Genomic DNA, 22,114 nt, shown 5'->3' on the forward strand with positions numbered 1-22,114 from the left:
AACCTGTGCGACCGGACAGCCTGCTCGCGCTCGGTTCACACTGTGAACACCACTCTGCCCGTGCTCCCGGCGGGCTGTCCGGCCCACGTCGCCTCGACGTCCGCCAACCGCACGGCCGTCGCGTCCACCCGGACGGTGCCGTCCGCGATCGCACTGACGATGCCCGGGAGCTCGGCGACGAAACCGGCACGCCCGACCGACCCCTGCCCGCTGCCGACGATCGTCAGGCCCGAGGCGCGCAGTGCCGCGGACGGGATCGTCGCCTCGTGGCCCGCGGTGGAACCGATCGCGATCCAGTCGAGTCGGCGACCCGGTTCGGTGCGGGCGGTGACGACGGCGCGCATCACGTCGGCCGCGGGCTGGCCCCAGACGTAGTCGATGACCACGTCGACGTCGGCTGCCGCTGCGCCGAGGGCGTCGACGTCGGCCAACGGCAGCACGACGTCGGCGCCGAGGGCGGTGAGCGCCGCCAACCGCTCCGGGTTGCGCCCGCTCGCGACGACGTGTGCGGCACCGAGGTGCTTCGCCACCTGCACCGCCGCGGTGCCCGAGGCCCCGGTAGCGCCGAGCACGAGGACGCGGCTGCCCGGGGCGAAGTCGATCCGCCGGCGCAGGGCCACCCACGACGACAGCACCGGGTTCACGCCGGCGGCCACGGTGACCGGGTCGGCACCGTCGGGCAGGACGACGCTCGCCCGCGGGTCGACCGCGACGCGCTCGGCCATGGTGCCGCGGGTGTCGCTCGCGACGGCGACGTAGCGGAGCGTGCCGTCGGGGAACCGCGCGACGCCGTCGACGCCGGGGACCAGGGGGAGCGCGCCCTCGCTGGTGTAGTGCGAACCGTCGGCCTGCGAGCGGACCCGCGGGTGGAGACCGGCCGCGACGACGTCGACGACGACCTCGCCGGGTCCGGGAGTCGGTTCGTCGAACTCCTGCCAGGTCGGGGCGTGGCCGAACTCGGTGACGACTGCTGCGTACATGGTGTCCTCCAATTGCTTCGTGTTACGAACAAAGTAGTTCGCATCGCGAAGTTCGTCAACTAGGCTGGAGCCGTGCCTGAGATGACCGAGGACGAGCAGCTCGTCGATGCCCTGGGCGAGGCCGCGTTCCGGACGATGGGGCCGCTGACCGGGCTCGCGGCCGATGCCGGGCTGTCGCTGACGCAGCTGCGGGTCCTCGCGATCCTGCGCGACCGTCGTCTGCGGATCGGTGACCTGGCGCAGTACCTGGGGCTCGAGAAGTCGACGATGACCGGCTTGGTGGCGCGCGCGGAGAAGAAGGGGTTGCTCGCACGGCAGCCGAACGCGGACGACGCCCGCGCGGTGGACGTCGTGATCACCGACGCCGGTCTCGAGGTGGCGCGCTCGCTCGAGGGCGCGATCCGCGATGCACTGCTGCCGCTCACCGCTCGGTTGCCGGAGCGGGACCGGCGGCAGCTGCGCGCGCTCCTGGAGCGGATGCTGCGCTGAACCCTCAGCGGCCGTGCGCGCGTGCCGGGATCTGCGTCGCGAGCTTGCCGCCGGAGACGTCGAGCAGGGTGCCGGTGACGTAGCCCGAGGCGTCGCTCGCCACGAAGACGAGCAGGTCGGCGACGTCGTCCGCGGTCTCCCACCGGCGCAGCGACAGGGTGTCGAGCAGGCGGTCCTGGGCCTCGGCCGGCATGGTTGCGAACCCGTTCATCGCCGTCGGGACCATGCCCGGCGCGTACGCGTTGACGGTGATGCCCCACGGGCCGAGCTCCGACGCCAGCACCCGGGTGAACGAGACGACCGCAGCCTTGGACGCCGCGTAGGCAGCGCTGCCGACACTCGGGATGATCGCGGCGAACGAGGCGGCGTTGATGATCCGCCCCCGCCCCGCGGCCTGCATCACCGGCGCGACGGCCTGGCTCATCAGGAAGGTGCCGCCGAGGTTGACGTCCATGCACCGGCGCCAGGCGTCCCACTGCAGTTCGGCGACGGTGCCCTCGACGTTGATGCCGGCGTTGTTCACGAGCACGTCGATCGTGCCGTGCCGGGTGACGACCTCGTCGACGGCGGCCCGGACCGAATCCGGGTCGGCGACGTTGCACACGACGTGGTCGAGCGGGAAGTCGGGTTCGAAGGCCAGGTCGAGGGCGACCACGCGGCACCCCTCGGCGACGAAGCGATCGGCGAGCGTGCGTCCGATCCCGCGTGCTGCGCCGGTCACGACCACCACACGGTCGGTCAGGTCGAGGTGCATCGTTGCTCCTGTCGTCGGTTGCTGCAATAGGCATACTATTGCAGCATGGCGAAGCAACGGGTGCTCTGGGTCACCGGCGGCGGCAGCGGCATGGGGGCCGCGAGTGCCGAGGCCGCTGCGCGCGACGGGTGGACGGTGGTCCTGAGCGGGCGGCGCGTGGACCGGCTCGAGCAGGTCGCGGCGACGATCACGGCCTCCGGCGGCACGGCGGCGGTCCTGCCCCTCGACGCTGCCGATCCCGCTGCCGTCGCGTCTGCGCGGGACACCGTGCTCGAGCGGTTCGGACGACTCGACGCGGTCGTGCTCGCCGCCGGGCTGAACGCGCCGCGGCGCCGGTGGGACGACCAGTCGTTGCCGGACTTCCGCGCGATCGTCGACACGAACCTCACCGCGGTGGTCGCGGTCGTCGACGCCGCACTGCCTGCGCTCCGCGAGTCCGGCGGCGTGGTCGTCGTGGTGTCGTCCTACGCCGGGTGGTCCTTCCAGCCCGGCGCCGGCGTCGCGTACTCCGCCTCGAAGACCGCGCTCGGTTCGGTCGTCCGGAGCCTCAACCAGCAAGAGGCGCACCACGGGGTCCGGGCGACGCACCTGTGCCCCGGTGACGTCGCGACCGACTTCCTCGACCAGCGGCCATCGGTGCCCGACGCCGCCGCACGATCGGTGATGCTGCAGCCGGAGGACATCGCCCGCGCGGTGTCGTTCGTGCTCGAGGCGCCGTCGTACATGCGCGTCGACGAGCTCGTGGTCAGCCCGGTGTCCCAGCGGTGACCAGCACGTTCGACCGCGTCCTCGACCAGATCGGTGCCGCCGTCGTCTCCGGCGTCATCGCCGTGGGCAGTCGCCGGAGCATCGACGACCTGGTGGCGTCGACCGGGGCCAGTCGCAGCATCGTCCGCGAGGCCGTCCGCGTCCTCGTCGCCCTCGGCCTGGTCACCGCGCGGCGCCGGGTCGGCGTGACCGTCCTCGGCGTGCTGGAGTGGGACGTCCTGGATCCGCGGGTCGTGCGGTGGCGGCTCCGGGGCCCGGACGGTGACCGCGTGGCGGTCGAGCTCCGCGAACTCCGCGCGGCGGTCGAACCCGCCGCAGCCGCCGCAGCAGCCCGGCGGGCGCCCCTCGACGAGTGCGCGGACCGACGGGAGGCGCTCCGCACCACCGCGGACGAGCTCGCCGCCGCAGCGGCCCGCGACGACCGCCTCGACTTCGTGGCCGCGGACGTGCGGCTCCACGCGCTCGTGCTCGACCTGTCCGACAACACGCTGTACCGACGCCTGCACCGCGTCGTGGGCCAGGTGTTGCGCGAACGCGGGAGCATCCGCCCGGACCGGCACGACGTCGGCCTCCACCTCGTGCTCGCCGGTGCCGTCGTCGACGGCCACCCGGACGACGCGGCCGCGGCGATGCGGGCGATCGTCGAGCGCACGTGAGCGGTGCCCCGCCGACCTGGGAAGATGGAGTCCGGTGCGCTCCTCCGGCGCCCGTGGAGGGTGAGCGTGGACGCAGCACAGGACCTGGTCGTCCAGCTCATCGGCACCCCGTGGACGTTCGTCGTGGTCGGCCTCGTGCTCGCCGTCGGCAGTGTCGCGGTCTTCCTCCCCAGCCAGGCGCTCGTCGTCGCGGTCGGCACGCTCCTGGTGGGCGGTGACGGCGGCCTCCTGCCGGTCCTCGTCCTCGTCGTCGCGGCCTCGATCGGCATGGTCCTCGGCGACCTCGGGCTGTACCACCTGGCGCGCTCGGTCGACCTCGGCTCGAGGTCGTGGTTCGCGCGTCCGAAGGTCCGCAAGGCCCGGGACGCCATCGACGGCCGCTACCGTGCCGCTCCCGGGCGCATCGCGGTGCTCGGACGCTTCATCCCGATGGGCCGGCTGACGACGAACCTGGTCGGCGCGGACAGCGGGCTCGACGTTCGGCGGTTCCTGGTCAGCTGCGTGCTCGCCGACGTCGTGTGGGCCGCGTACTGCGTCGGCATCGCGGCGGCCACCGGGCGCTGGAGCCGCGAGCAGCCCTTCCTCGTCACGACCCTCGCGGTCGTGGCGTCGATCCTGCTCGGCCTCGCGATCTCGGCGATCGAGAAGGCCGTGCGACGACGCAGCGAGGCGGCGGCTGCGGCCTGACGAACGTAGGGTGGGGACACCGTTCGAAGGAGAACCCGTGCTGCTCGACGACCTCGTACCGGACCCTGACGCGCTCGAGCGCATCGCCACCGGCAGCACGTGGGCCGAAGGACCCTGCTGGATCCCGGCGTCCCGTACCCTGCGCTGGTCGGACATCCCCGGTGACCGGGTCCTGCAGTGGCACGCCGACTCCGGCGAGACCTCCACGTACGCCGAGGGCGTCGAGTTCACCAACGGCCGGACGCTCGACCGCGACGGCAGTGTCGTCCAGTGCTCGCACGGACTCCGGCGGGTGGAGCGCGACCGCGACGGCGTCGTCACGCCGATCGTCGACGCCTGGGCCGGCGTGCGGTTCAACTCGCCGAACGACGTCGTCGTCGCGCGGGACGGCAGCGTGTGGTTCACCGACCCGGCCTACGGCATCACCCAGCCGCGCGAAGGCCACCCCGGCGTGCGCGAGTACGGCGACCACTGGACGTTCCGCTGCGGACCGTCCGGCGAGGACCTGCGCCCCGTCGCGACCGACGTCGACGAGCCGAACGGACTCGCCTTCGACCCGTCCGAGCAGGTCCTCTACATCGCGAGCTCGTCGGGGGACGAACCGGTCATCCGCGCCTACGACCGCGGCGGTGACGGCGGCGACCTGCTGAAGAACGGCCGGGTGTTCGCGCGACTCGAGCCGGGCGAGGGCGCACCGGACGGCATCCGGGTCGACGAGCACGGCAACGTGTGGTCGTCGTCGCACCGCGGCGTCGTGGTGTTCGACCCCTCCGGCGAGCGGATCGGCGAGGTGGCCGTCCCCGAGGTGACGTCGAACCTGTGCTTCGGCGGCGACGACGGCACGACGCTGTTCCTGACGGCGACGACGTCGGTCTACCGGATCGCCACGACGACGCGGGACGCTGCCGTATCCTGACTCGGCCATGCAGTGCGACTACTTCGACCGCGGGGTGTGCCGGTCCTGCACGCTCATGGGGCAGCCCTACGCCGACCAGGTCCTCGACAAGGAGCTCCGCACCCGCGAACTCCTGCACGACGCCGTCGAGGCGGCTGGCGGCCCCGGAGCCGTCACGTGGTCACCGACGATCACGAGCCCCGAGTCCGGGTACCGGAACAAGGCGAAGATGGTGGTCGGCGGTTCGACGGAGCACCCGACCGTCGGCATCCTCGACCACCGGCAGCGCGGCGTCGACCTGCGGCACTGCGGGATCTGCACGCCCGGCATCCGACACGCGCTGCCCTTGCTCGCCGACTTCGTCACGACCGCGGGGTTGATGCCGTACGACGTCGCTGCCCGACGCGGCGAGCTGAAGTACGTCCTGGTCACCGAGTCGCCCGACGGCGAACTCATGGTGCGGTTCGTCCTGCGGTCCGAGGGGCAGGTGGCTCGGATCCGGCAGTACCTCGATGTGTTGCGCGACGCCCTGCCGAACGTGGTGGTCGTCACGGCGAACCTGCTTCCCGAGCACAAGGCCGTGACCGAGGGTGACCGGGAGATCGTGCTCACCGAGCAGGAGACGCTGCCGATGCGCCTCGGCGGGATCACGATGCACCTGCGGCCGCAGAGCTTCTTCCAGACCAACACCGCCGTCGCCACCGAGCTGTACGCGCAGGCCTCGGCGTGGATCGACGAGCTCGACCCGGCGTCGATGTGGGACCTGTACTGCGGCGTGGGCGGGTTCGCCCTGCACGCTGCGCGACCGGGCCGAGCGGTGACGGGCATCGAGACGAGTGCCGAGGCGATCCGTTCGGCGAAGCAGTCCGCGCGCGAGGCCGGGCTCGAGGGGCTCCGGTTCGCCGCCGACGACGCCACCGAGCACGCACTCCGCGCCCGGCCCGACACGGTGCCCGAGCTCGTCCTGGTGAACCCGCCGCGACGCGGGATCGGCGAGGCGCTGTCGACCTGGCTCGAGGAGTCCGACGTGCAGCACGTCGTCTACTCGAGCTGCAACCCGGTGACCCTGGCGAAGGACCTCGCGCGCATGCCCTCGTTCCGGCTGCGCCGCGCTCGTGTGCTCGACATGTTCCCCCAGACCGGCCATCTCGAGGCCGTCACGCTGCTGTCGCGGGCGTGATCCGGGCCTCCTGGTCGGCATTGCCAGGGAATTGCCAAGGTGACGTACCCGGGTACGGGTCGATGACCATGGCCATGGGCATCGAGGCGTACAGGTTCTGGTGCGGGGTACATAGCACCAACGGGTAGAACCGTTTGTCTCGGTTTGATAACGGTGAAGAGTTTCCTATGGTTGCCGACCGAGGTGCCGCCGGCCCGATGACCACTGCCCCCGGTGGCGCACCCCACAACTGACCGCGATCGGTCGGGGTGGGCAGTGGATTCCGCGTTCGAAGCGGCTCGTGACCCCGGTGGAGCAATCACATGAAGAAGCTTTCCCGTACCCGCACCATCGTCGGCGGCCTCGCGTTCGCCGGCATCGCCGCGACCGGTGTCGGCCTCGCGGCAACCCCCGCGAACGCTGCGTCCGGCTCGACCTGGGACGCCCTCGCGCAGTGCGAGTCCGGCGGCAACTGGGCCATCAACACCGGCAACGGCTACTACGGCGGCCTGCAGTTCAACCTCGGCACCTGGCAGGCGAACGGTGGCGTCGGCAGCCCCGCCGGCGCGAGCCGCGAGGCCCAGATCGCCGTCGCCGAGCGTGTCCTCGCCACGCAGGGCTGGGGCGCCTGGCCCGCCTGCTCGGCCCAGCTCGGGCTGAGCGGCACGAGCGGTGCCGCACCGGCCGCCGCTGCTCCGGCTCCGGCAGCCCCCGCTGCTCCGGCCCCGACGCAGCAGGCCGCACCGGCCCCCGCTGCCCCGGAGCAGGCCGCACCGAGCACCTCGGCTCCTGCGCCGGCGCCGGCGCAGGAGGCCGCCCCGGCAGCCACCACGCCGAGCAAGCCCGCCGCCGTGAAGACGAGCGGCAAGACGTACACGATCGCCTCGGGCGACACGCTCGACACCATCGCCACCAAGCTCAAGATCGACGGTGGCTGGAACAAGCTGTGGGCCGCGAACACGTCGACCATCGACGACGCGAACCTCATCTACTCGGGCCAGGAGCTGCAGCTCCCCGCCTGATCGTTCCACCGGACGAACACGACGACGCCCCGCGACCTCGGTCGCGGGGCGTCGTCGTGCGTGGTGCGTGTCGGGAGGGACGGGAGCGCTACTGCTGGTTGTCGGCCAACCAGGCCGCGACGTCGTCGGAGCGCAACGCCTGCGACAGCGAGCCGACCGTCAGATCGTTGAGCATGACGATGGACTGCCCGTCCGGCGAGGTTCCGGACCCCGCAGTCGGCACCGTGAACGTCTTGAGGTCGTCGGTCCGGACGTCGCGCAGTGACCACCCGAGGCCGACCAGGGCGGGGAACGAGAGTCCGGCGTCCACGGCGAGGTGCTCGCTCGTCGCGGTCACGAAGTCCTGGATGCGCCCAGGGTTCGTGATCGTGCCGCGGGAGAGCAGCCCGCCGACGACCCCGCGCATGAACGCCTGTTGGTTCCGAACACGGGTGTGGTCGGCGTCGGCGAAGGCGTGGCGCTCGCGGACGAAGGCCAGTGCGGCGTCGCCGTCGAGTCGGTTCGCGCCGGCGACGAACTCGTGCTTGCCTGCGGCGAACGCCTGCCCGGAGTCGACCGTGACACCGCCGAGGGCGTCGGTCATGTCCTCGAACCCGGCGAAGTCGACCTCCGCGACGTGGTCGATGCGGACGTCGAGCAGCTGTTCGACCGTCTGCACGGTGAGCGGGACCCCGCCCCACGAGTACGCGGCGTTGATCTTCGCGCGCCCGTGACCCGGCACGTCGACCCACGAGTCACGCATGATCGACATCAGGTACACAGCCTGCCGATCGGCCGGGACGTGCGCGAGCATCAGGGTGTCCGAGCGGCCACCGGCCTCGGATGGCTTGCCGTCCGGTCCGCGTGCAGCTCGTGAGTCGGACCCGATGAGCAGGATGTCCTGACCGCCGGACGCAGCGGGTCGGGTCCCGCTCGGGAACGGGTTCGCGATCGTGTCGTGGCGGGCGTCGAAGCTGCGCGCCAGGCCGCCGACGAAGATGCTCGCGACGACGGCGATCACGGTGGCGATGCCGACCAGCGAGCCGACCGTCGCGAGCAGTGCGACGAGGAACGGGCGTCGGCGCCGCGGGTGGCGTTCGCCTCGGGTGGTGGTGTCGGCGGCCAGGCGGGCCGCCCGTCGTTCGGACATGCGGGACTCCAACGGGTTCGCGTCGGCGTGCCACCGACCGACCCATCGTACCGCATGTGGTATTTCAGGTACAGCGTGTCAGTTGTTCGGTAGCCGTGACTTCCCGAGCAGCTCCGTGAGCGCGGTCCGCAGTGCCGGGTCGTCCGGCAGGACCTCGCGCTCGATGTGCCGAGCGGTCTCCCACGCTCGGCGCCCGTGATCGGTCACGGTCACGAGACGCCGGCGTCGGTCGTCGGGGTGCGGGGTGCGCTCGACGAGGCCGTCCCGCTCCATGCGCTCGAGGGTCCGTGACATCGTCTGCGGCTGCACCCGTGCCGTGCGGGCGATCGTGTCGGCACCGGTGGGGCCCGTGCGGATCAGGATGTCGACCGCGATGAGGGCCGCGTGCGGCAGCCCGATGGCGCGGAGGCGTTCATCCCAGTCCCGCTCGACCGAGCGTGCCGCGGCCGACAACAGCCGGCCGAGCGGCCACTGCTCGGTCGTGTCGTCCATGGGCGCAGTCTACGGTCGACAGCTGTCGCGGTCGGTGTCGCGGTCGGTGTCGCGACCGGCGTCGCGACCGGTGTCGCGACCGGCGTCGCGACCGTCTAGTAATCAGCATGCTGACGACCGGTGTACGCTCACCGTCGTGTCCCGCTTCCTCCGCATCGTCCTCCCCGCGCTCGTCATCGTGGTCTGGCTCGCGATCGCCTCCGTCGGCGGTCCGTACTTCGGCAAGATCTCCGAGGTGTCGACGAACGACCAGACCTCGTTCCTGCCGGCGTCGGCCGACGCCACGAAGGTGCAGGAGCGGTCGTCGGAGTTCCGGCAGGAGTCGGGCGCACCCGCGATCATCGTGCTCGAGCGCGACGGCGGCATGTCGTCCTCCGACCTGAGCGCGGCGAAGGACCTCGCGACCCAGCTCGGTGACCGCGACGACGTCGAAGCCGTCAGCCCGGTGATCCCGAGCGAGGACGGCGACGCGGTCGAGATCGTCGCGACCCTCACCACGGCAGCCGACACCGGTGACGCGGTCGAGGCGATCCGCGCCGACGTCGACGACGCCCTGCCCAGCGGCGTCAGCGGGTACGTCACCGGGCCCGCCGGTTTCACCGCCGACCTGACCGAGGCGTTCGCCGGCATCGACGGCCTGCTGCTCGGGGTGGCGCTCGCCGCGGTCTTCGTGATCCTGATCATCGTCTACCGGTCGCCGCTGCTGCCGATCCTCGTGCTCGGCACCGCGACGTTCGCCCTGTGCGCCTCGATCCTCGTGGTGTGGTGGCTCGCCAAGGCCGACATCGTCACCGTGAACGGCCAGGTGCAGGGGATCCTGTCGATCCTGGTGATCGGCGCCGCGACGGACTACGCCCTGCTCTACACGGCGCGCTTCCGCGAGGCGCTGCGCGACCACCGCACGGGCTGGGGTGCGACGAAGGCGGCCCTGCGGGGGAGCCTCGAGCCGATCCTGGCCTCGGGCGGCACCGTCATCGTGGGCGTGCTCTGCCTGCTGCTCTCCGACCTCAACTCGAACAAGGCGCTCGGTCCCGTCGCCGCGATCGGCATCGCGTTCAGCCTGCTCGCCGCCCTGTCGCTGCTGCCCGCCCTGCTGCTCGCGTTCCGTCGCGCCGCGTTCTGGCCGCTCCGTCCCGCGTACGGCAGCGCCCACCCGGTGCTCACCGGTCCGGACGCGCGCGGCATCTGGGCTCGCGTCGGTCGGCTCGTCGCCAAGCGTTCCCGGGTGGTGTGGATCGTGTGCACCGTCGGGCTGCTCGCGATGGGCACGGGACTGGTCGGGCTCAAGGCCGACGGGGTCCCGCAGAGCGACCTGGTCATCGGGGCCTCGCAGGCACGCGACGGGCAGGACGTCCTGGCCGACCACTTCCCCGGCGGCTCCGGCAGCCCGGCGCAGGTCATCGGGTCGGAGCGCGACCTCGACGCACTCGTCGACGCCGTCACGGGGGTCGACGGCGTCGACGGGGTCGTCGCTGCCGCGAAGGACGCCCCGGCCGGCACGGTGCCCGTGACGGGCGACCCGACCTCGAACGCCGCCGCCGCCGCTCCGACGGTGTCGCGCGGCGACGTGCTGCTGGAGGCCACGCTGTCCGACCCGGCCGACTCCGACGCCGCCGAGCAGACGGTCCGTGACCTCCGCACCGCCGTCGAACGGGTCGATCCCGGCGCGATCGTCGGCGGCGTCACCGCGACGGCCGTCGACACGAACGACACCGGGATCCGCGACCGCACGCTGATCATCCCCGTGGTGCTGGTCGTGATCCTGCTCATCCTGATGCTCCTGCTCCGCAGCGTCGTCGCCCCGCTCGTGCTCATCGGCAGCGTGATCGTGTCGTTCGCCGCAGCACTCGGCGTCGGAGCGCTCGTGTTCGACCACGTGTTCCACTTCCCCGGTGCGGACCCGAGTGTGCCGCTGTACTCGTTCGTGTTCCTCGTCGCGCTCGGGGTGGACTACAACATCTTCCTCATGACACGGGTGCGGGAAGAGGCGCTGCGGCACGGTCCGCACGAGGGGGTCCTGCGCGGACTCGGGGTCACCGGCGGGGTGATCACCTCGGCCGGCGTGGTGCTCGCGGCGACGTTCGCGGCCCTCGGTGTCATCCCGATCCTGTTCCTCGTGCAGATCGCGTTCGTCGTGGCGTTCGGCGTCCTGCTCGACACGATCGTCGTCCGTTCGCTGCTCGTGCCGGCGATCGCGTACGACCTCGGTCGGCGGGCCTGGTGGCCGTCGCGCCTCTCGCGCGCGAACCATCACATGTGACACGCTGGGTGCATGCCAGTTCCTTCGACGCAGCCCGCCGCCGAGCGCAAACTCCTCCGTGACACCGTGCAGGACAAGATCCGCGACGCGATCATGGACGGCACGCTGGAGCCCGGCGAGCGACTCAACGACGACGACCTGATCGCGTGGCTCGGGGTCTCCCGCACCCCGATCCGCGAGGCGCTCGCGGAACTCGCCCGCGCCGGCCTGATCGAGATGGCACCGAACCGCTACACCCGGGTGGCGGCCCCGACGAAGGACGAGCTCCTCGACGCCTACCGCACGCTCGGCGTCATCTACGGGGGCGTCGTGCGCCTCGCGGTGCCCAACTTCACCGAGCCGCAGCGCAAGAAGATCGTGAAGATGCTCGACGACGTCATCGCGCGGGTCGGCGCCGACGAGCAGGACCAGGTCGCCCGCAACGGCGCCGACATCTACTCGCAGTGGGCGGACGCCTGCGGCAACCCGTCGCTCGTGCAGCTCTGCCGGTCGACCACCGACGGGCTGTCCTTCAAGCTCCGGGTCCCCGAGCTCGCCGAGCTGATCCCGGCCGCAGTGATCCTGCCCGAGCTCGACAAGCTCAAGGCAGCCGTCCTGGCGAAGGACCCGATCGCGGCAGAGCTCGCGATGGAGGCCATCCACCTGCTGCCGTCCCGCGCGTAGCGCCCCGTCGCCCAGCGCGACCAGGAGACGGACGGGAGGCCCGTGGCGATCCCGCCACGGGCCTCCCGTCCGCCGTCACGCGCGTCTCGAGCCGCGACGCCCGCGTCAGTGCGCGACGGCGCTGATCATCCCGAGGCCGACGCTGATGCGGTCGGCGACCTCGATGAGGTCCTCGGCGAGGGAGTCCAGGTCGCGGTCACGCAGCTGCGTCAGGCGCCCCGAGATCGACAGCGCCGCTGCGATCCGCCCCGAGGCGTTGCGGATCGGTGCCGCGATGCAGAACCGGCCGAGCGCGAGCTCCTGGTTCTCCTCGCACCAACCGCGCTTCGCCGAGGCGGCGAGATCGGCCGTCAGGGCGTCGTGCGTCGTGATCGTGTGGTCGGTGTACCGGGCCAGGTCGTCCCCGAGCAGCGAGCGTCGCTCGTCCGGCGACAGGTCGAGCATCAGCGCCTTGCCGAGTGCGGACGCGTGCATCGGCTGCCGCATCCCGATCATCGTGTGCGACTTCGGCGCGAGCGACCCCTCGAAGTGGCAGAGGTAGATGCACGACGCGGCGTCCTGCACGCCGACGTTGGCGGTCAGGCCGACCCGGTGCGCGAGTTCCTGCGCCGCCGAGCGGCTCTCGCGGTGCACCGGGTTGTGGTTGAGCCCCTGGCTGGCGAGCTCGAGCACGGCCCGACCGACCGAGTACGCCTGGGTCTCCGGGTCGCGTCGGACGTACTCGAGCGACTCGAGCGTCGCCAGGAGCCGCCCGGTGGTCGAGGTCCCCAGCCCGATCGCCCGCGCGATGTCGGAGGCGCGCACCGCGCCGTCGGACGCGCCGAGCGCACCGAGGACCGCTGCGGCTCGCTCGATGCTCTGGTTCGGAGGGGTGGTCGCCATCCCCTCATTCTGGCCCGTCCCGGCGCGCGTCAGGAGACCTTCACGGCGCTCGCGGTGACGAACGGGGATCCGTTCGTCGCGGTGACGACGACCCGCAGGGCGGCCGTGCGCACCGGATCGACGTCGTGGATGCGGTGGCGGTGTCGGTTCGCGTCGACCGCGGCGAGCGTCCGCCAGGTCCCGTCGACGCACGCCTCGATCCGGTAGTCGCGGGCGAGGGTGGGCACGGCGTCCCAGGGGGTGCGGTGGTGGTGCAGGTTGATGAGGTCGGCGTCGACGTCGTCGTTCCAGACGATGCGCACCTGGCGGACGTCGACGGGCTCCGCCCAGTCGAGCGAGAGCACGGCTGCGCCGGCACCCGCGTCGGACGACCACATGTGCGGTCCGCCGAACGGGCGCTGGTGGCCGTCGCTGACCCGGGAGGCCCGCCACGCGTCCGTCTCGCCGGCTGCGGTGAACGCGAACGCGTGTCCGCGCAGGGCGCGCGCCTCCCAGTCCGTCACGGGCTGTCCGGACTCCTCGGGGATGTGGTCGTCGAACTGCTCGTCGTCGGCGGCGCGGGCGCGCAGGGCCATCACGCCGTAGGGGTGGCCGTCGGTCAGGACCAGTCGGACGCCGGGCTGCCGACGGACCACGACGACCGCGTTGCACGGTGCGTCCGGGTGGAAGTCCAGGTCGACCACTGCTTCGCCCGGTCCGGCGGCGACGTGTGCGGAGTGCGTGCTGACGTGGTCGATCGGGGCGTAGTTCTGGGGCTTGCCGGTGGTCCAGAGCTCGATGGTGAGGTCGGTGTCGTCGTCCGCCTCGGTGCGGAGCCGGAACTCGCCGAGCGCGGGGTCGGCGGGCAGGAGGGTCGCGACGTCGCGGTCCAGGTCGAAGCGGTCGGCGGTCGCGAACGGCGTCGTGTCGATCGTGGTCAGCTCGCTGCTCGCGGTGATTCGGGCGGTGCGGGCCAGGTCGGCGGGGTCGTCGGCGCGGACCCCGATGACCGGTGCGTCCTCGCGCAGCAGGGTCTGCTGCAGCAGGGCGATCTGCTCGGTGCCGAGGGACCGTGGCGTCGTGCCGTGCCGGGCGACCAGGTGCGCGGCGGTGCCGGCTGCCTGCCCCTGGGCTGCGCAGGTGGCCATCACCCGGGTGGACCCGAACGCGACGTGCGACGCGGAGATGTCGCGGCCGGCGAACAGCAGGTTCGACACGTTCGCCGAGTACAGCGACCGGAACGGGATGTCGTAGGTGCCATCGGTGTACCGCTGCTGGGCGCCGGCGGTCTCGGCGTAGACGCCCTCGACGGGGTGCAGGTCGATCGACCAGCCGCCGAACGCCACCGTGTCGGGGAACGAGCGCTGCTCGAGCAGGTCCTGCTGCGTCAGGGTGTGGTCGCCGACGAACCGGCGGTACTCGCGCTTGCCGGGGATCGCGCCCACCCAGTCGAGCGTCAGGGTGTCCGCGTCGAACGCCCCCGAGTTCTTGATGTGGTCCCAGATGCCGTAGACGACGCCCCAGAGCTCGTCGCGGATGCGTTCGTTCTCGGCGACGGTGTCGAGTTCGCCGCCCCACTCGATCCACCAGTAGTTGCAGCCGTTGTCGCCGGTCCGGATCGCCCGGTTCGCCAGGATCGGCGTCGTGCCGAGGTCCTTCGCGATCGACGGCGGCACGAACTTCTCGGGGCGGCCGGTGTCGTGCGTCGAGAAGAAGATCGAACTGCCGAGCAGTTCGTCGTCGGCCGTTTCCGGCGCCCACTCCTCTCCGTGCTCGTCGCGGCCCTCGCGCCCGATGCGGTACTCGGCGCCGGCGAGGGCCCCGACGAGGCCGTCGCCCGTGCAGTCGAGGAACACCGGTGCCGTGAACGTCGTCTCGATCTCGGACCCCATGGTCCAGCCCGTGACGGCGGTGATGCGCGGTGCGCCGCCGGCGTCGTCCGTCGTCTGCACGGTCCGGACGTCGGTGTTGAGGTGGAGGTGCACGTTCGGCTCGGCCCGGACCAGGTCGAGCACCACCTGGTCCCAGTAGACCGCGTTGCCCTGCGGGTTCCGGTACTGGTTCTCGAGGAAGAGCTCGCCCATGATCCCGGTCTCGCGGGCGAACCGCTGCGTGCCGTGCGCCGTCGCGCCGACCACCCACACCCGGATCTCGCTCGAGGCGTTGCCGCCGAGGACCGGCCGGTTGGTGACGAGGGCGACGCTCGAGCCGAGGCGGGCGGCGGCGACGGCCGCGCTGACACCGGCGAGACCGCCGCCGACGACCACGACGTCGTGGTGCTGTTCACGGGATTGCATGGTCGGAACGGTATCACTCGGTGGCGTGTCTTTCCCACTGTGTGGCAATGTGTGCCCGGCGAGTGCTATCGTCAACGAATTCTCGACAACGAAGTGTGAGGCCCCACCCATGAGCGACGGAACCCGGACGCAACCCAGCGTCGATGCCGCCACCGCCCCCGACGTCCAGGTGGCCCTGGGCGACGACGCACGCCGCCAGGGCATGCGGAAGGTGATCGTCGCCGCGGGCGTCGGACACTTCGTCGAGTGGTTCGACTTCGGCCTCTACGGCACGTTGGCGACCGTCATCTCGCTGTACTTCTTCAAGCAGGGCGACCCGCAGGTCGCACTGCTGTCGGCCTTCGCCGTGTTCGGTGCCGGCTTCGTGATGCGTCCGCTCGGCGGGCTGTTCTGGGGGTCGCTCGGTGACCGGGTCGGCCGGAAGACGACGCTGGCCACGGTCATCCTGATCACGAGCGGCGCGACCGCCGTGATGGGCATCCTGCCGACGTACCAGAGCGTCGGGATGCTCGCACCGATCCTGCTCGTCGTGGTGCGGCTGGTGCAGGGCTTCGCCGCCGGTGGCGAGGGGGCCGGGGCGACGACGCTCCTGGCCGAGTACGCCCCGTCGAACCGGCGCGGCTTCGTGACGAGCTTCATCGACGTCTTCGGCTTCGCGGCGTTCATCGTCGGTGGTGGCCTGGTCTTCCTGTTCACGGCGATCGCCGGGGACGGAGCCCTCGAGTCGTGGGGGTGGCGTGTCCTGTTCCTCGTCGCGGTGCCGCTCGGTCTGGTCGGTTTGTACCTGCGCACGAAGCTCGAGGACACCCCGGAGTTCCGCGCGCTCAAGGCCAAGGGGGAACTCGCGAAGAACCCGCTCCGTCGCTCGCTCCGGACCGGGTGGAAGGCCCTGCTCTTCTGCGTCGGGTTCGTCGTCCTCAAGGCCGTCGGCCACTGGATCCTGCAGACCTTCATGCCCTCGTACCTGCAGGCGGACCTCGGGTACTCGCCGCTCGTCTCGTACGGGGTCGTCGTCATCGGCTTCCTGGTGATCGCCGGCCTCGTCCCGTTCTTCGGCCTGCTGTCGGACAAGATCGGCCGGAAGCCCGTGATGCTCGCCGGGTGCGCGGGGTTCCTGGTGCTGACCTACCCGACGCTCATGCTCATGGACGCCGGCAACTTCTGGGCCGCCGCAGCCGCGATGGTGCTGCTCGGGCTGTTCATGGCGGCGTTCGACGGGGCGGTGAGCGCCGCGATGGCCGAACTGTTCCCGACCGCCATCCGCTACGGGTCGATGGGCATCGCCTACAACATCAGCGTGGCGCTCTTCGGTGGCATCACCCCGTACTTCGCCACGTGGCTGATCAGCGCGACGGGCAACACGTTCGCGCCGGCCTTCTACGTGATGGCCGCCGCCGCGATCACCGGCGTGACGGTGCTCCGGGCACGCGAGACGAACAAGCGGGGACTCGTCGCCGAGTGAGTCGAGCGCGGGCTGGTCGCAGGGGCTGTGGAGTGACCTTCCAGGCGGATTCCATGTCCCCTGCGCGCGCTCCGGTTATGGTTTCCCGGTGAGCAACGAACCCGAGCAGACGACGGAGCCCGCGCGCCGCGGTGCCGTGACGCCGCGCCACGGGCGCCAGAAGCGACGAGCGGGTGTGGTGTTCCCGGCGATCGCGGGTGTGCTCACCATGGCCGTCCTGCTGAGCGGTGGCTACGCGGCGTACGCGTACAACCAGCTGTCCGGCGGGGTCACGATCGTCAACGCGATCACCGGTAAGAAGGACACGAAGGACGACGTCGACGGCAAGGCGCAGAACATCCTGCTCGTCGGTGACGACCACCGGCCGGAGAACGCCACCCCCGAGCAGATGGCGGAACTCAGCACGACGTCGGACGGTGGCGCGACGAACACCGACACGATGATCGTCCTGCACATCAACGCCGACGGCACGCAAGCGACGATGATCTCGTTCCCCCGTGACTCGTACGTCGACATCCCCGACGTGGGCAAGGGCAAGCTCAACAGCGCCTTCTACTACGGCACGCTCAACGGTGGCGGCGACACCGGAGGTGCGAAGATGCTCATCAAGACCATCGAGAACCTGAGCGGTCTGCAGATCGACCACTACGTCCGCGTCTCACTGCTCGGCTTCTACCAGGTGGTCAAGGAGCTCGGCCCGGTCGAGGTCTGCCTCAACCAGGCTGCCCAGGACAAGGACTCCGGCGTCGACCTGCCCGCGGGGAAGTCGACGCTCAACGCCAAGGAGGCGCTGTCCTTCGTCCGACAGCGCAAGGGCCTGCCGAACGGCGACCTCGACCGCAACGTCCGCCAGCAGTACTTCCTGTCGCAGGAGGCCCGGAAGGTCACGTCCGCCGGCACGCTGCTGAACCCGGTCAAGATGGGCAACATCCTGAAGGCCGTCGGGGGATCGATCCAGACCGACACCAACCTGATCGACCTTGCCTCGCAGATGCGGAACCTGCGCCCCGCGAACATCCAGTCGGCCACGATCCCGACCCTCGGCACGCCGACCATCTACGTGAACGGTTCGGCGCTGTCCATCGTCGAGGTCGACACCGTCGGCCTGCCCGCCTTCGTGCAGGGCCTGGTCGGCGAACCGGAGGCCTACGCCAAGGCCGGTCGCGCCCAGCCGGCGAACACCTCGGTCACCGTGATGAACGGCAGCGGCGTCGAGGGTGCCGCGACCGCAGCCGGGCAGGTCCTGACCAGCCGCGGGTTCCAGGTCGCACCGGCTGGTTCCTCGGCCACCACGAAGGTCACCCAGGTGCAGTACCCGGCCGGCCAGGAGTCGCAGGCGAAGGCGATCGCGGCGGCCGTGCCCGGTGCCGTCGCCGTCCGGACCAGCGCGGTCACCGGCGTCACGCTCGTGCTCGGCACCGACGGCAAGACCGCGAAGGCCGCCAGCGAGCCGAGCGCGACCGCGTCGAAGCCCGCGAGCACCGGTTCCGCGTCGAAGCCGAGCAAGCAGGCGTCCAAGGAACCCGCGCCGAAGTCCACCGACGTGCACAACTACGGCACCGAGGGCACCTGCATCAACTGAGGCCGTGGCCGGACCGGGTCGCTAGGTTCGAGGGGTGAGCAGCGCAACGCGTCCGATCGTCCTGATGACCTACAACATCAAGAACCCGGATCCGGAGCACGACTGGCCGGCCCGGCTCCCCGTGCTCCTCGACGTCATCCGCCGGCACGACCCCGACCTGGTGTGCGTGCAGGAGGCCTTCGCGCACCAGCTCGACGACCTGCGCGCCGGGCTGCCGGACCACGCCGACGTCGGACAGGGGCGTGAGGGCGGCACCGCGGGGGAGCACCCGGCGGTGTTCTACCGACGCGACCGGTTCCGACCGACCGACGAGGGGTCGTTCTGGCTGTCGGACACCCCGGACGAACCGGTCTCGAACACGTGGGGCAGCCTGTTCCCGCGCATCGCGAACCACGCCGTGTTCCTGGACACCGACGGGCCGGCGGTCACGGTGCTCACCACGCACCTGGACCACGAACTCGGCGAGCACGGCGACGAGGTGCGCGGGAAGAGCGCGGCGCTCATCGTCGAACGGCTGGCGCGGGAGACCGGTCCGGTCATCGTCGCCGGGGACTGCAACGAGCCGGCCGGCGCCGGAACCGCGTCACGGGTCTTCGCCGAGGCCGGGTTCGACGACACCTGGCTGCTCGCGGGCGACCCGGGGGACCGGACGGCGACGTTCAACGACTGGCAGCCGCCGGTGGACACCGGGGAGCGCATCGACTGGGTGCTGACCCGCGGGATCGCCGGCGTCGACCGGGTCGTCATCGACCACGACGGTCCGGAGACGTGGTTCGCGAGCGATCACTTCCCGGTGGTCGCGACGATCCGCGTGTGAGTCAGCAGCTCCGCTGGGCGTGCACGGGCATCGGGGAGCCGAGCACCGTGACCGAGGTGTCGTCCGTCAGGGCCGAGACGCCGTTCGTGCCGGAGGAGTCCTGGTCGTCGGAGGAGCCCCAGCCTGCGCGCAGCAGCAACTGCCACGCGCGGAAGTCGTCGGAGCCGAAGGACACCCGTTCGGAGCGCGGGGCGTCCGCGATCTCGTCGGCGATGTCGTCGCCGACCTGCACGCCGCCGGGGCCGGTCAGCTCGATCCGTGCACCGAGCCGGCTGCGGACCTGGTCGCGCAGCACACGGACCTCGACGGCGTTGCCCGCCTGCGCATCGGTGGTCAGGGCCGCGACCCGGATGGCGCCGCCCCACGTGTAGGTGGTGCCGGCCGGGAAGCACGCGCCGCCGTCGCCCTCGGCGGTCTGGGTGCGCGACGGGGTGCCGAGCAGGCGGTCGAGCAGGCTCACGGTCAACCGGGAGTCGCGCATCGACGACTCGACGACGGTCTTCCCGCCGTTGCGGAGCACCAGGGACTCGGCGTCGAGCTCGATGGAGTCGACCCGCCGGAGCTTCGCGTTGGACACGTGCACCGGAGCGGCGTCGTGCGACGTCTCCGCCGCCACGGCGGTCTCCGCACCGAGCCCGGTGGTGCCGTCGAGCGCCAGCGCACCGGCCGAGAAGGCGAGCACGGCAGCGCCGAGCGCCAGCAGGGTCCGAGGGGTCACCGTTCGACGGTACGACCCCGATCCGTCCAGAACGACAGGTGTTACCGAATCGGGTCCTGGCCGTCACCGGACCGTGACAAACGAGGAAGACGCAGTTGCGGCCCTGGACCGGTGCGGCCGGCGGACGCTGGCCGCACCGCGCGCCGGGGGACAGCCTCCTGGACGGCCCGTGGTGCGCCCCTGCGTACCGTCGGCGGCATGACGGACCAGCAGAACGACCAGGCAGGGCTCGACCAATACGCCATGCAGGACCCGACGAAGATGTACGCCGACAAGAAGCCCGACGAGCAGTACCTCGAGGGCGCCGGCACCGACGCCGAGATGGCGGAGAACGTCCCCGCCGACCACGGCGAGGACACGTACCGCGGCTCCGGACGGCTGACGGGCCGCAAGGCCCTCGTCACCGGTGGCGACTCCGGCATCGGCGCAGCGGTCGCCATCGCCTACGCACGCGAGGGCGCCGACGTCGCGATCTCGTACCTGCCCGAGGAGCAGGAGGACGCCGACCGCATCGTCGCGCTCATCGAGGCAGCCGGCCGCAAGGCCGTCGCGCTGCCCGGCGACATCACCTCGCTCGCGGTCTGCGAGCAGATCGTCGCCGACACCGTCGCGCAGCTCGGCGGGATCGACATCCTGGTGAACAACGCGGGCAAGCAGCAGAACGTCTCCTCGATCGAGGACATCTCGGACGAGGAGTTCGACGAGACGTTCAAGACGAACGCCTACGCGACCTTCCGGATCACGAAGGCCGCCGTGCCGCACCTGCAGCCGGGCTCCACGATCATCAACACGACGTCGATCCAGGCCTACGCGCCGTCGCCGCACCTGGTGCACTACGCGGCCACGAAGGCCACCGTGAACAACCTGGCGAAGGGCCTGGCTGCGCAGCTCGCGCCGAAGGGCATCCGCGTCAACGCCGTCGCACCGGGGCCGATCTGGACGCCGCTGCAGCCGGCCGGTGGGCAGCCGCCCGAGGCGCTGCCGTCCGCGGGCGAGCAGACCTACCTGGGCCGCTGGGGCCAGCCGGCCGAGCTCGCGCCGGCCTACGTGTTCCTGGCGAGCGGTGAGTCGTCGTACGTCGTGGGCGAGACGCTGCACGTCGACGGCGGGATGCCGACGCCGTAGGGCGCCGCTGCGGGCTGACGGGAGGCGCGGTGCCGGTGGGTACCGCGCCTCCCGTCGTCCGGGTGGTCCCGTCTGCGGGCCGTGGCGACGTCAGCAGGTGACCGCGCGCGCCATCCGCTCGAGGAGCTCCCGCGCCGACAGTGCTGCCGCGAGCTCGACCTCGACCGGGTTGATGCCGATCGCGTGCTCGAACGCGCGGCGCCGGGCCTGGTCGGCGATCGGCACCTCGGGGCGCTGGGGCAGCACGGCGATCGCCTGGGCCGCCGCCCCGAACGCGCCCGCGGGCCGCCCGAGCTGTTCCCACATCGCGCGGACGTCGTGCGCGACCTGCTCCGGGTCGCCGCCGAACTCGAAGCCGGCCGAGGCCATCGTCGCGAGTCCCTGTGCGGTGGGGTCGTTCGGGGTCATGCCCGGCATCGTCACACGGATCCGTGCGAACGCGCTGGGCGTGGTGTCGGTGTCCGTGTCCCCCCATGTGCTGACACCCGTACCGGGGATTCTGTTGTCCCCCGTTCTGCGTTTGGATGGACGTGCCCCGGACTCGGGGAGACCTCGGACAGGACGTCCGTGGAACGACGGAGGGCACGATGCTCGAGAACACCAGCGCCGACACGCAGGCCGCAGCGGCCGCGGCGGCCACCCTGCACCTCCGGATCACGATCGTGGGGGCCACCGTCGACCTGCTCCGTGACGTCCCCTTCCACGAAGCACGCGCCGTGCACGTGGCCGAGCGGATGGGCATCTCCGTCGAGGAGCTCCAGCAGCACTTCCCGTCCTGGGACGGCTTGGTGCTCGCAGCCGTCGACCGCTGGAACGGCGGTCGGATGGACGAGGTCACCCGCGAGGTCGGCGACGGTTCGACCGTCGAGCTCCTGCGCGCGATCGTCGCGTCGAACGCCGAGGACCCCGCGCTCATGCGTCTGCTCGTCGCCCTGCTGTCCGTCGCGGGCAACCCCGAGCACCCGATGGCGACCTACCTGCGGTCGCGCTACCAGCTCTTCTACGCCCAGGTGAAGCGCGGCCTCGAACACGACATCGCCGTCGGCCGCGCCCCGCACACCATGGAACCCCGGCGGGGAGCCGAACAGCTCATCGCGTTGTACGAAGGCCTGCAGCTCCAGGCCCTGCTCCGCACGGACCTCGACCTGGTGCCGGCGTTCGACCGTGCGGTGGCCCGACTCGAGCGCGGCTGGATGGAGCGCTACGAGCCGCAGGCAGCCCGCCGGCACGCGACGTGGAGCGACGGCGACGACGGCAGCTGGGACATCTGAGCCCGCACCGGCAGCGCCCGTCCGGAG

The 22,114-nt window shown here is 71.6% G+C and carries 22 protein-coding genes; 14 read left to right on the forward strand and 8 right to left on the reverse strand.

Going from position 1 to position 22,114, the window contains the following annotated elements; all coding sequences use genetic code 11:
• Positions 1-35 precede the first annotated feature (35 nt).
• Entirely contained in the window at positions 36-980 is a 945-nt protein-coding gene (locus tag HQQ88_RS15940) for a zinc-binding alcohol dehydrogenase family protein (RefSeq protein WP_173170218.1), read from the reverse strand.
• Positions 981-1,061: 81 nt separating this feature from the next.
• Here HQQ88_RS15940 and HQQ88_RS15945 point away from each other — a divergent pair, with 81 nt between their 5' ends.
• Positions 1,062-1,469 carry a MarR family winged helix-turn-helix transcriptional regulator gene (locus HQQ88_RS15945; RefSeq protein WP_111085883.1) on the forward strand — a complete coding sequence of 136 codons (408 nt, stop codon included), beginning with the start codon at positions 1,062-1,064 and terminating at the stop codon, positions 1,467-1,469.
• A gap of 4 nt (positions 1,470-1,473) precedes the next feature.
• Here the strand turns inward: HQQ88_RS15945 and HQQ88_RS15950 are convergent, their stop codons facing one another.
• Positions 1,474-2,223 (reverse strand): SDR family NAD(P)-dependent oxidoreductase, encoded by a 750-nt coding sequence (locus tag HQQ88_RS15950; RefSeq protein WP_159570658.1) that lies wholly within the window; start codon positions 2,221-2,223, stop codon positions 1,474-1,476.
• A gap of 45 nt (positions 2,224-2,268) precedes the next feature.
• Here HQQ88_RS15950 and HQQ88_RS15955 point away from each other — a divergent pair, with 45 nt between their 5' ends.
• The 6 genes from HQQ88_RS15955 to HQQ88_RS19960 all read left to right on the forward strand — a co-directional run bounded on the left by HQQ88_RS15955 (position 2,269) and on the right by HQQ88_RS19960 (position 7,410).
• Positions 2,269-2,991 carry an SDR family oxidoreductase gene (locus HQQ88_RS15955; RefSeq protein WP_123294611.1) on the forward strand — a complete coding sequence of 241 codons (723 nt, stop codon included), beginning with the start codon at positions 2,269-2,271 and terminating at the stop codon, positions 2,989-2,991.
• Complete coding sequence (locus HQQ88_RS15960; RefSeq protein WP_173170220.1) at positions 2,988-3,647, forward strand: FCD domain-containing protein; 660 nt, start codon at positions 2,988-2,990, stop codon at positions 3,645-3,647. Before HQQ88_RS15955 ends, HQQ88_RS15960 begins: the two co-directional genes overlap by 4 nt.
• A gap of 66 nt (positions 3,648-3,713) precedes the next feature.
• Positions 3,714-4,334, forward strand: coding sequence for a DedA family protein (locus HQQ88_RS15965; RefSeq protein ID WP_165901140.1), 621 nt, complete (start codon positions 3,714-3,716; stop codon positions 4,332-4,334).
• A gap of 37 nt (positions 4,335-4,371) precedes the next feature.
• Entirely contained in the window at positions 4,372-5,250 is an 879-nt protein-coding gene (locus HQQ88_RS15970) for an SMP-30/gluconolactonase/LRE family protein (RefSeq protein WP_248704356.1), read from the forward strand.
• Positions 5,251-5,257: 7 nt separating this feature from the next.
• Positions 5,258-6,409 carry a 23S rRNA (uracil(747)-C(5))-methyltransferase RlmC gene (rlmC, locus tag HQQ88_RS15975; RefSeq protein ID WP_173170222.1) on the forward strand — a complete coding sequence of 384 codons (1,152 nt, stop codon included), beginning with the start codon at positions 5,258-5,260 and terminating at the stop codon, positions 6,407-6,409.
• Between the two features lie 302 nt (positions 6,410-6,711).
• Positions 6,712-7,410: a transglycosylase family protein gene (locus HQQ88_RS19960; RefSeq protein ID WP_173170224.1), complete on the forward strand. Its 699-nt coding sequence runs from the start codon at positions 6,712-6,714 to the stop codon at positions 7,408-7,410.
• Positions 7,411-7,498: 88 nt separating this feature from the next.
• Here HQQ88_RS19960 and HQQ88_RS15985 read toward each other — a convergent pair whose 3' ends face one another.
• Positions 7,499-8,539 (reverse strand): LCP family protein, encoded by a 1,041-nt coding sequence (locus HQQ88_RS15985; RefSeq protein ID WP_173170226.1) that lies wholly within the window; start codon positions 8,537-8,539, stop codon positions 7,499-7,501.
• Between the two features lie 78 nt (positions 8,540-8,617).
• A complete protein-coding gene (locus tag HQQ88_RS15990) occupies positions 8,618-9,031 on the reverse strand; it encodes a MarR family winged helix-turn-helix transcriptional regulator (protein ID WP_173170229.1) in 414 nt (137 codons plus the stop codon).
• 136 nt (positions 9,032-9,167) lie between these two features.
• Here HQQ88_RS15990 and HQQ88_RS15995 point away from each other — a divergent pair, with 136 nt between their 5' ends.
• Complete coding sequence (locus tag HQQ88_RS15995) at positions 9,168-11,291, forward strand: efflux RND transporter permease subunit (RefSeq protein ID WP_173170231.1); 2,124 nt, start codon at positions 9,168-9,170, stop codon at positions 11,289-11,291.
• Positions 11,292-11,303: 12 nt separating this feature from the next.
• Positions 11,304-11,954, forward strand: a complete 651-nt coding sequence (locus HQQ88_RS16000) for a GntR family transcriptional regulator (RefSeq protein WP_123294620.1) — start codon at positions 11,304-11,306, stop codon at positions 11,952-11,954.
• A gap of 105 nt (positions 11,955-12,059) precedes the next feature.
• On the opposite strand, the gene HQQ88_RS16005 is transcribed toward HQQ88_RS16000, so the two are convergent.
• Both HQQ88_RS16005 and HQQ88_RS16010 read right to left on the reverse strand, forming a co-directional pair.
• On the reverse strand, positions 12,060-12,836 hold the full coding sequence (locus HQQ88_RS16005; RefSeq protein WP_123294849.1) for an IclR family transcriptional regulator: 777 nt from the start codon (positions 12,834-12,836) through the stop codon (positions 12,060-12,062).
• A gap of 29 nt (positions 12,837-12,865) precedes the next feature.
• Complete coding sequence (locus tag HQQ88_RS16010) at positions 12,866-15,112, reverse strand: FAD-dependent oxidoreductase (RefSeq protein ID WP_173170233.1); 2,247 nt, start codon at positions 15,110-15,112, stop codon at positions 12,866-12,868.
• Positions 15,113-15,221: 109 nt separating this feature from the next.
• On the opposite strand from HQQ88_RS16010, the gene HQQ88_RS16015 reads away from it, so the two are divergent.
• The 3 genes from HQQ88_RS16015 to HQQ88_RS16025 all read left to right on the forward strand — a co-directional run bounded on the left by HQQ88_RS16015 (position 15,222) and on the right by HQQ88_RS16025 (position 18,973).
• The gene (locus tag HQQ88_RS16015; RefSeq protein ID WP_131881086.1) at positions 15,222-16,574 is read left to right on the forward strand and encodes an MFS transporter; all 1,353 of its coding nucleotides are present in this window, start codon (positions 15,222-15,224) and stop codon (positions 16,572-16,574) included.
• A gap of 88 nt (positions 16,575-16,662) precedes the next feature.
• On the forward strand, positions 16,663-18,156 hold the full coding sequence (locus HQQ88_RS16020) for an LCP family protein (RefSeq protein ID WP_173170235.1): 1,494 nt from the start codon (positions 16,663-16,665) through the stop codon (positions 18,154-18,156).
• Positions 18,157-18,190: 34 nt separating this feature from the next.
• Positions 18,191-18,973: an endonuclease/exonuclease/phosphatase family protein gene (locus tag HQQ88_RS16025; RefSeq protein ID WP_173170237.1), complete on the forward strand. Its 783-nt coding sequence runs from the start codon at positions 18,191-18,193 to the stop codon at positions 18,971-18,973.
• Position 18,974: 1 nt separating this feature from the next.
• On the opposite strand, the gene HQQ88_RS16030 is transcribed toward HQQ88_RS16025, so the two are convergent.
• Complete coding sequence (locus tag HQQ88_RS16030) at positions 18,975-19,691, reverse strand: hypothetical protein (protein WP_173170239.1); 717 nt, start codon at positions 19,689-19,691, stop codon at positions 18,975-18,977.
• A 198-nt stretch (positions 19,692-19,889) separates the two neighbouring features.
• Here HQQ88_RS16030 and HQQ88_RS16035 point away from each other — a divergent pair, with 198 nt between their 5' ends.
• Positions 19,890-20,816: an SDR family oxidoreductase gene (locus HQQ88_RS16035; RefSeq protein ID WP_123294855.1), complete on the forward strand. Its 927-nt coding sequence runs from the start codon at positions 19,890-19,892 to the stop codon at positions 20,814-20,816.
• Between the two features lie 90 nt (positions 20,817-20,906).
• On the opposite strand, the gene HQQ88_RS16040 is transcribed toward HQQ88_RS16035, so the two are convergent.
• Positions 20,907-21,224 carry a hypothetical protein gene (locus tag HQQ88_RS16040; RefSeq protein ID WP_123937293.1) on the reverse strand — a complete coding sequence of 106 codons (318 nt, stop codon included), beginning with the start codon at positions 21,222-21,224 and terminating at the stop codon, positions 20,907-20,909.
• Positions 21,225-21,403: 179 nt separating this feature from the next.
• Between HQQ88_RS16040 and HQQ88_RS16045 the strand changes: the two genes are divergently transcribed.
• Positions 21,404-22,087, forward strand: coding sequence for a TetR/AcrR family transcriptional regulator (locus HQQ88_RS16045; RefSeq protein WP_131881101.1), 684 nt, complete (start codon positions 21,404-21,406; stop codon positions 22,085-22,087).
• Positions 22,088-22,114 lie beyond the last annotated feature (27 nt).

The organism is Curtobacterium sp. VKM Ac-2861 (assembly GCF_013204965.1).
Taxonomy (GTDB): Bacteria; Actinomycetota; Actinomycetes; order Actinomycetales; family Microbacteriaceae; genus Curtobacterium.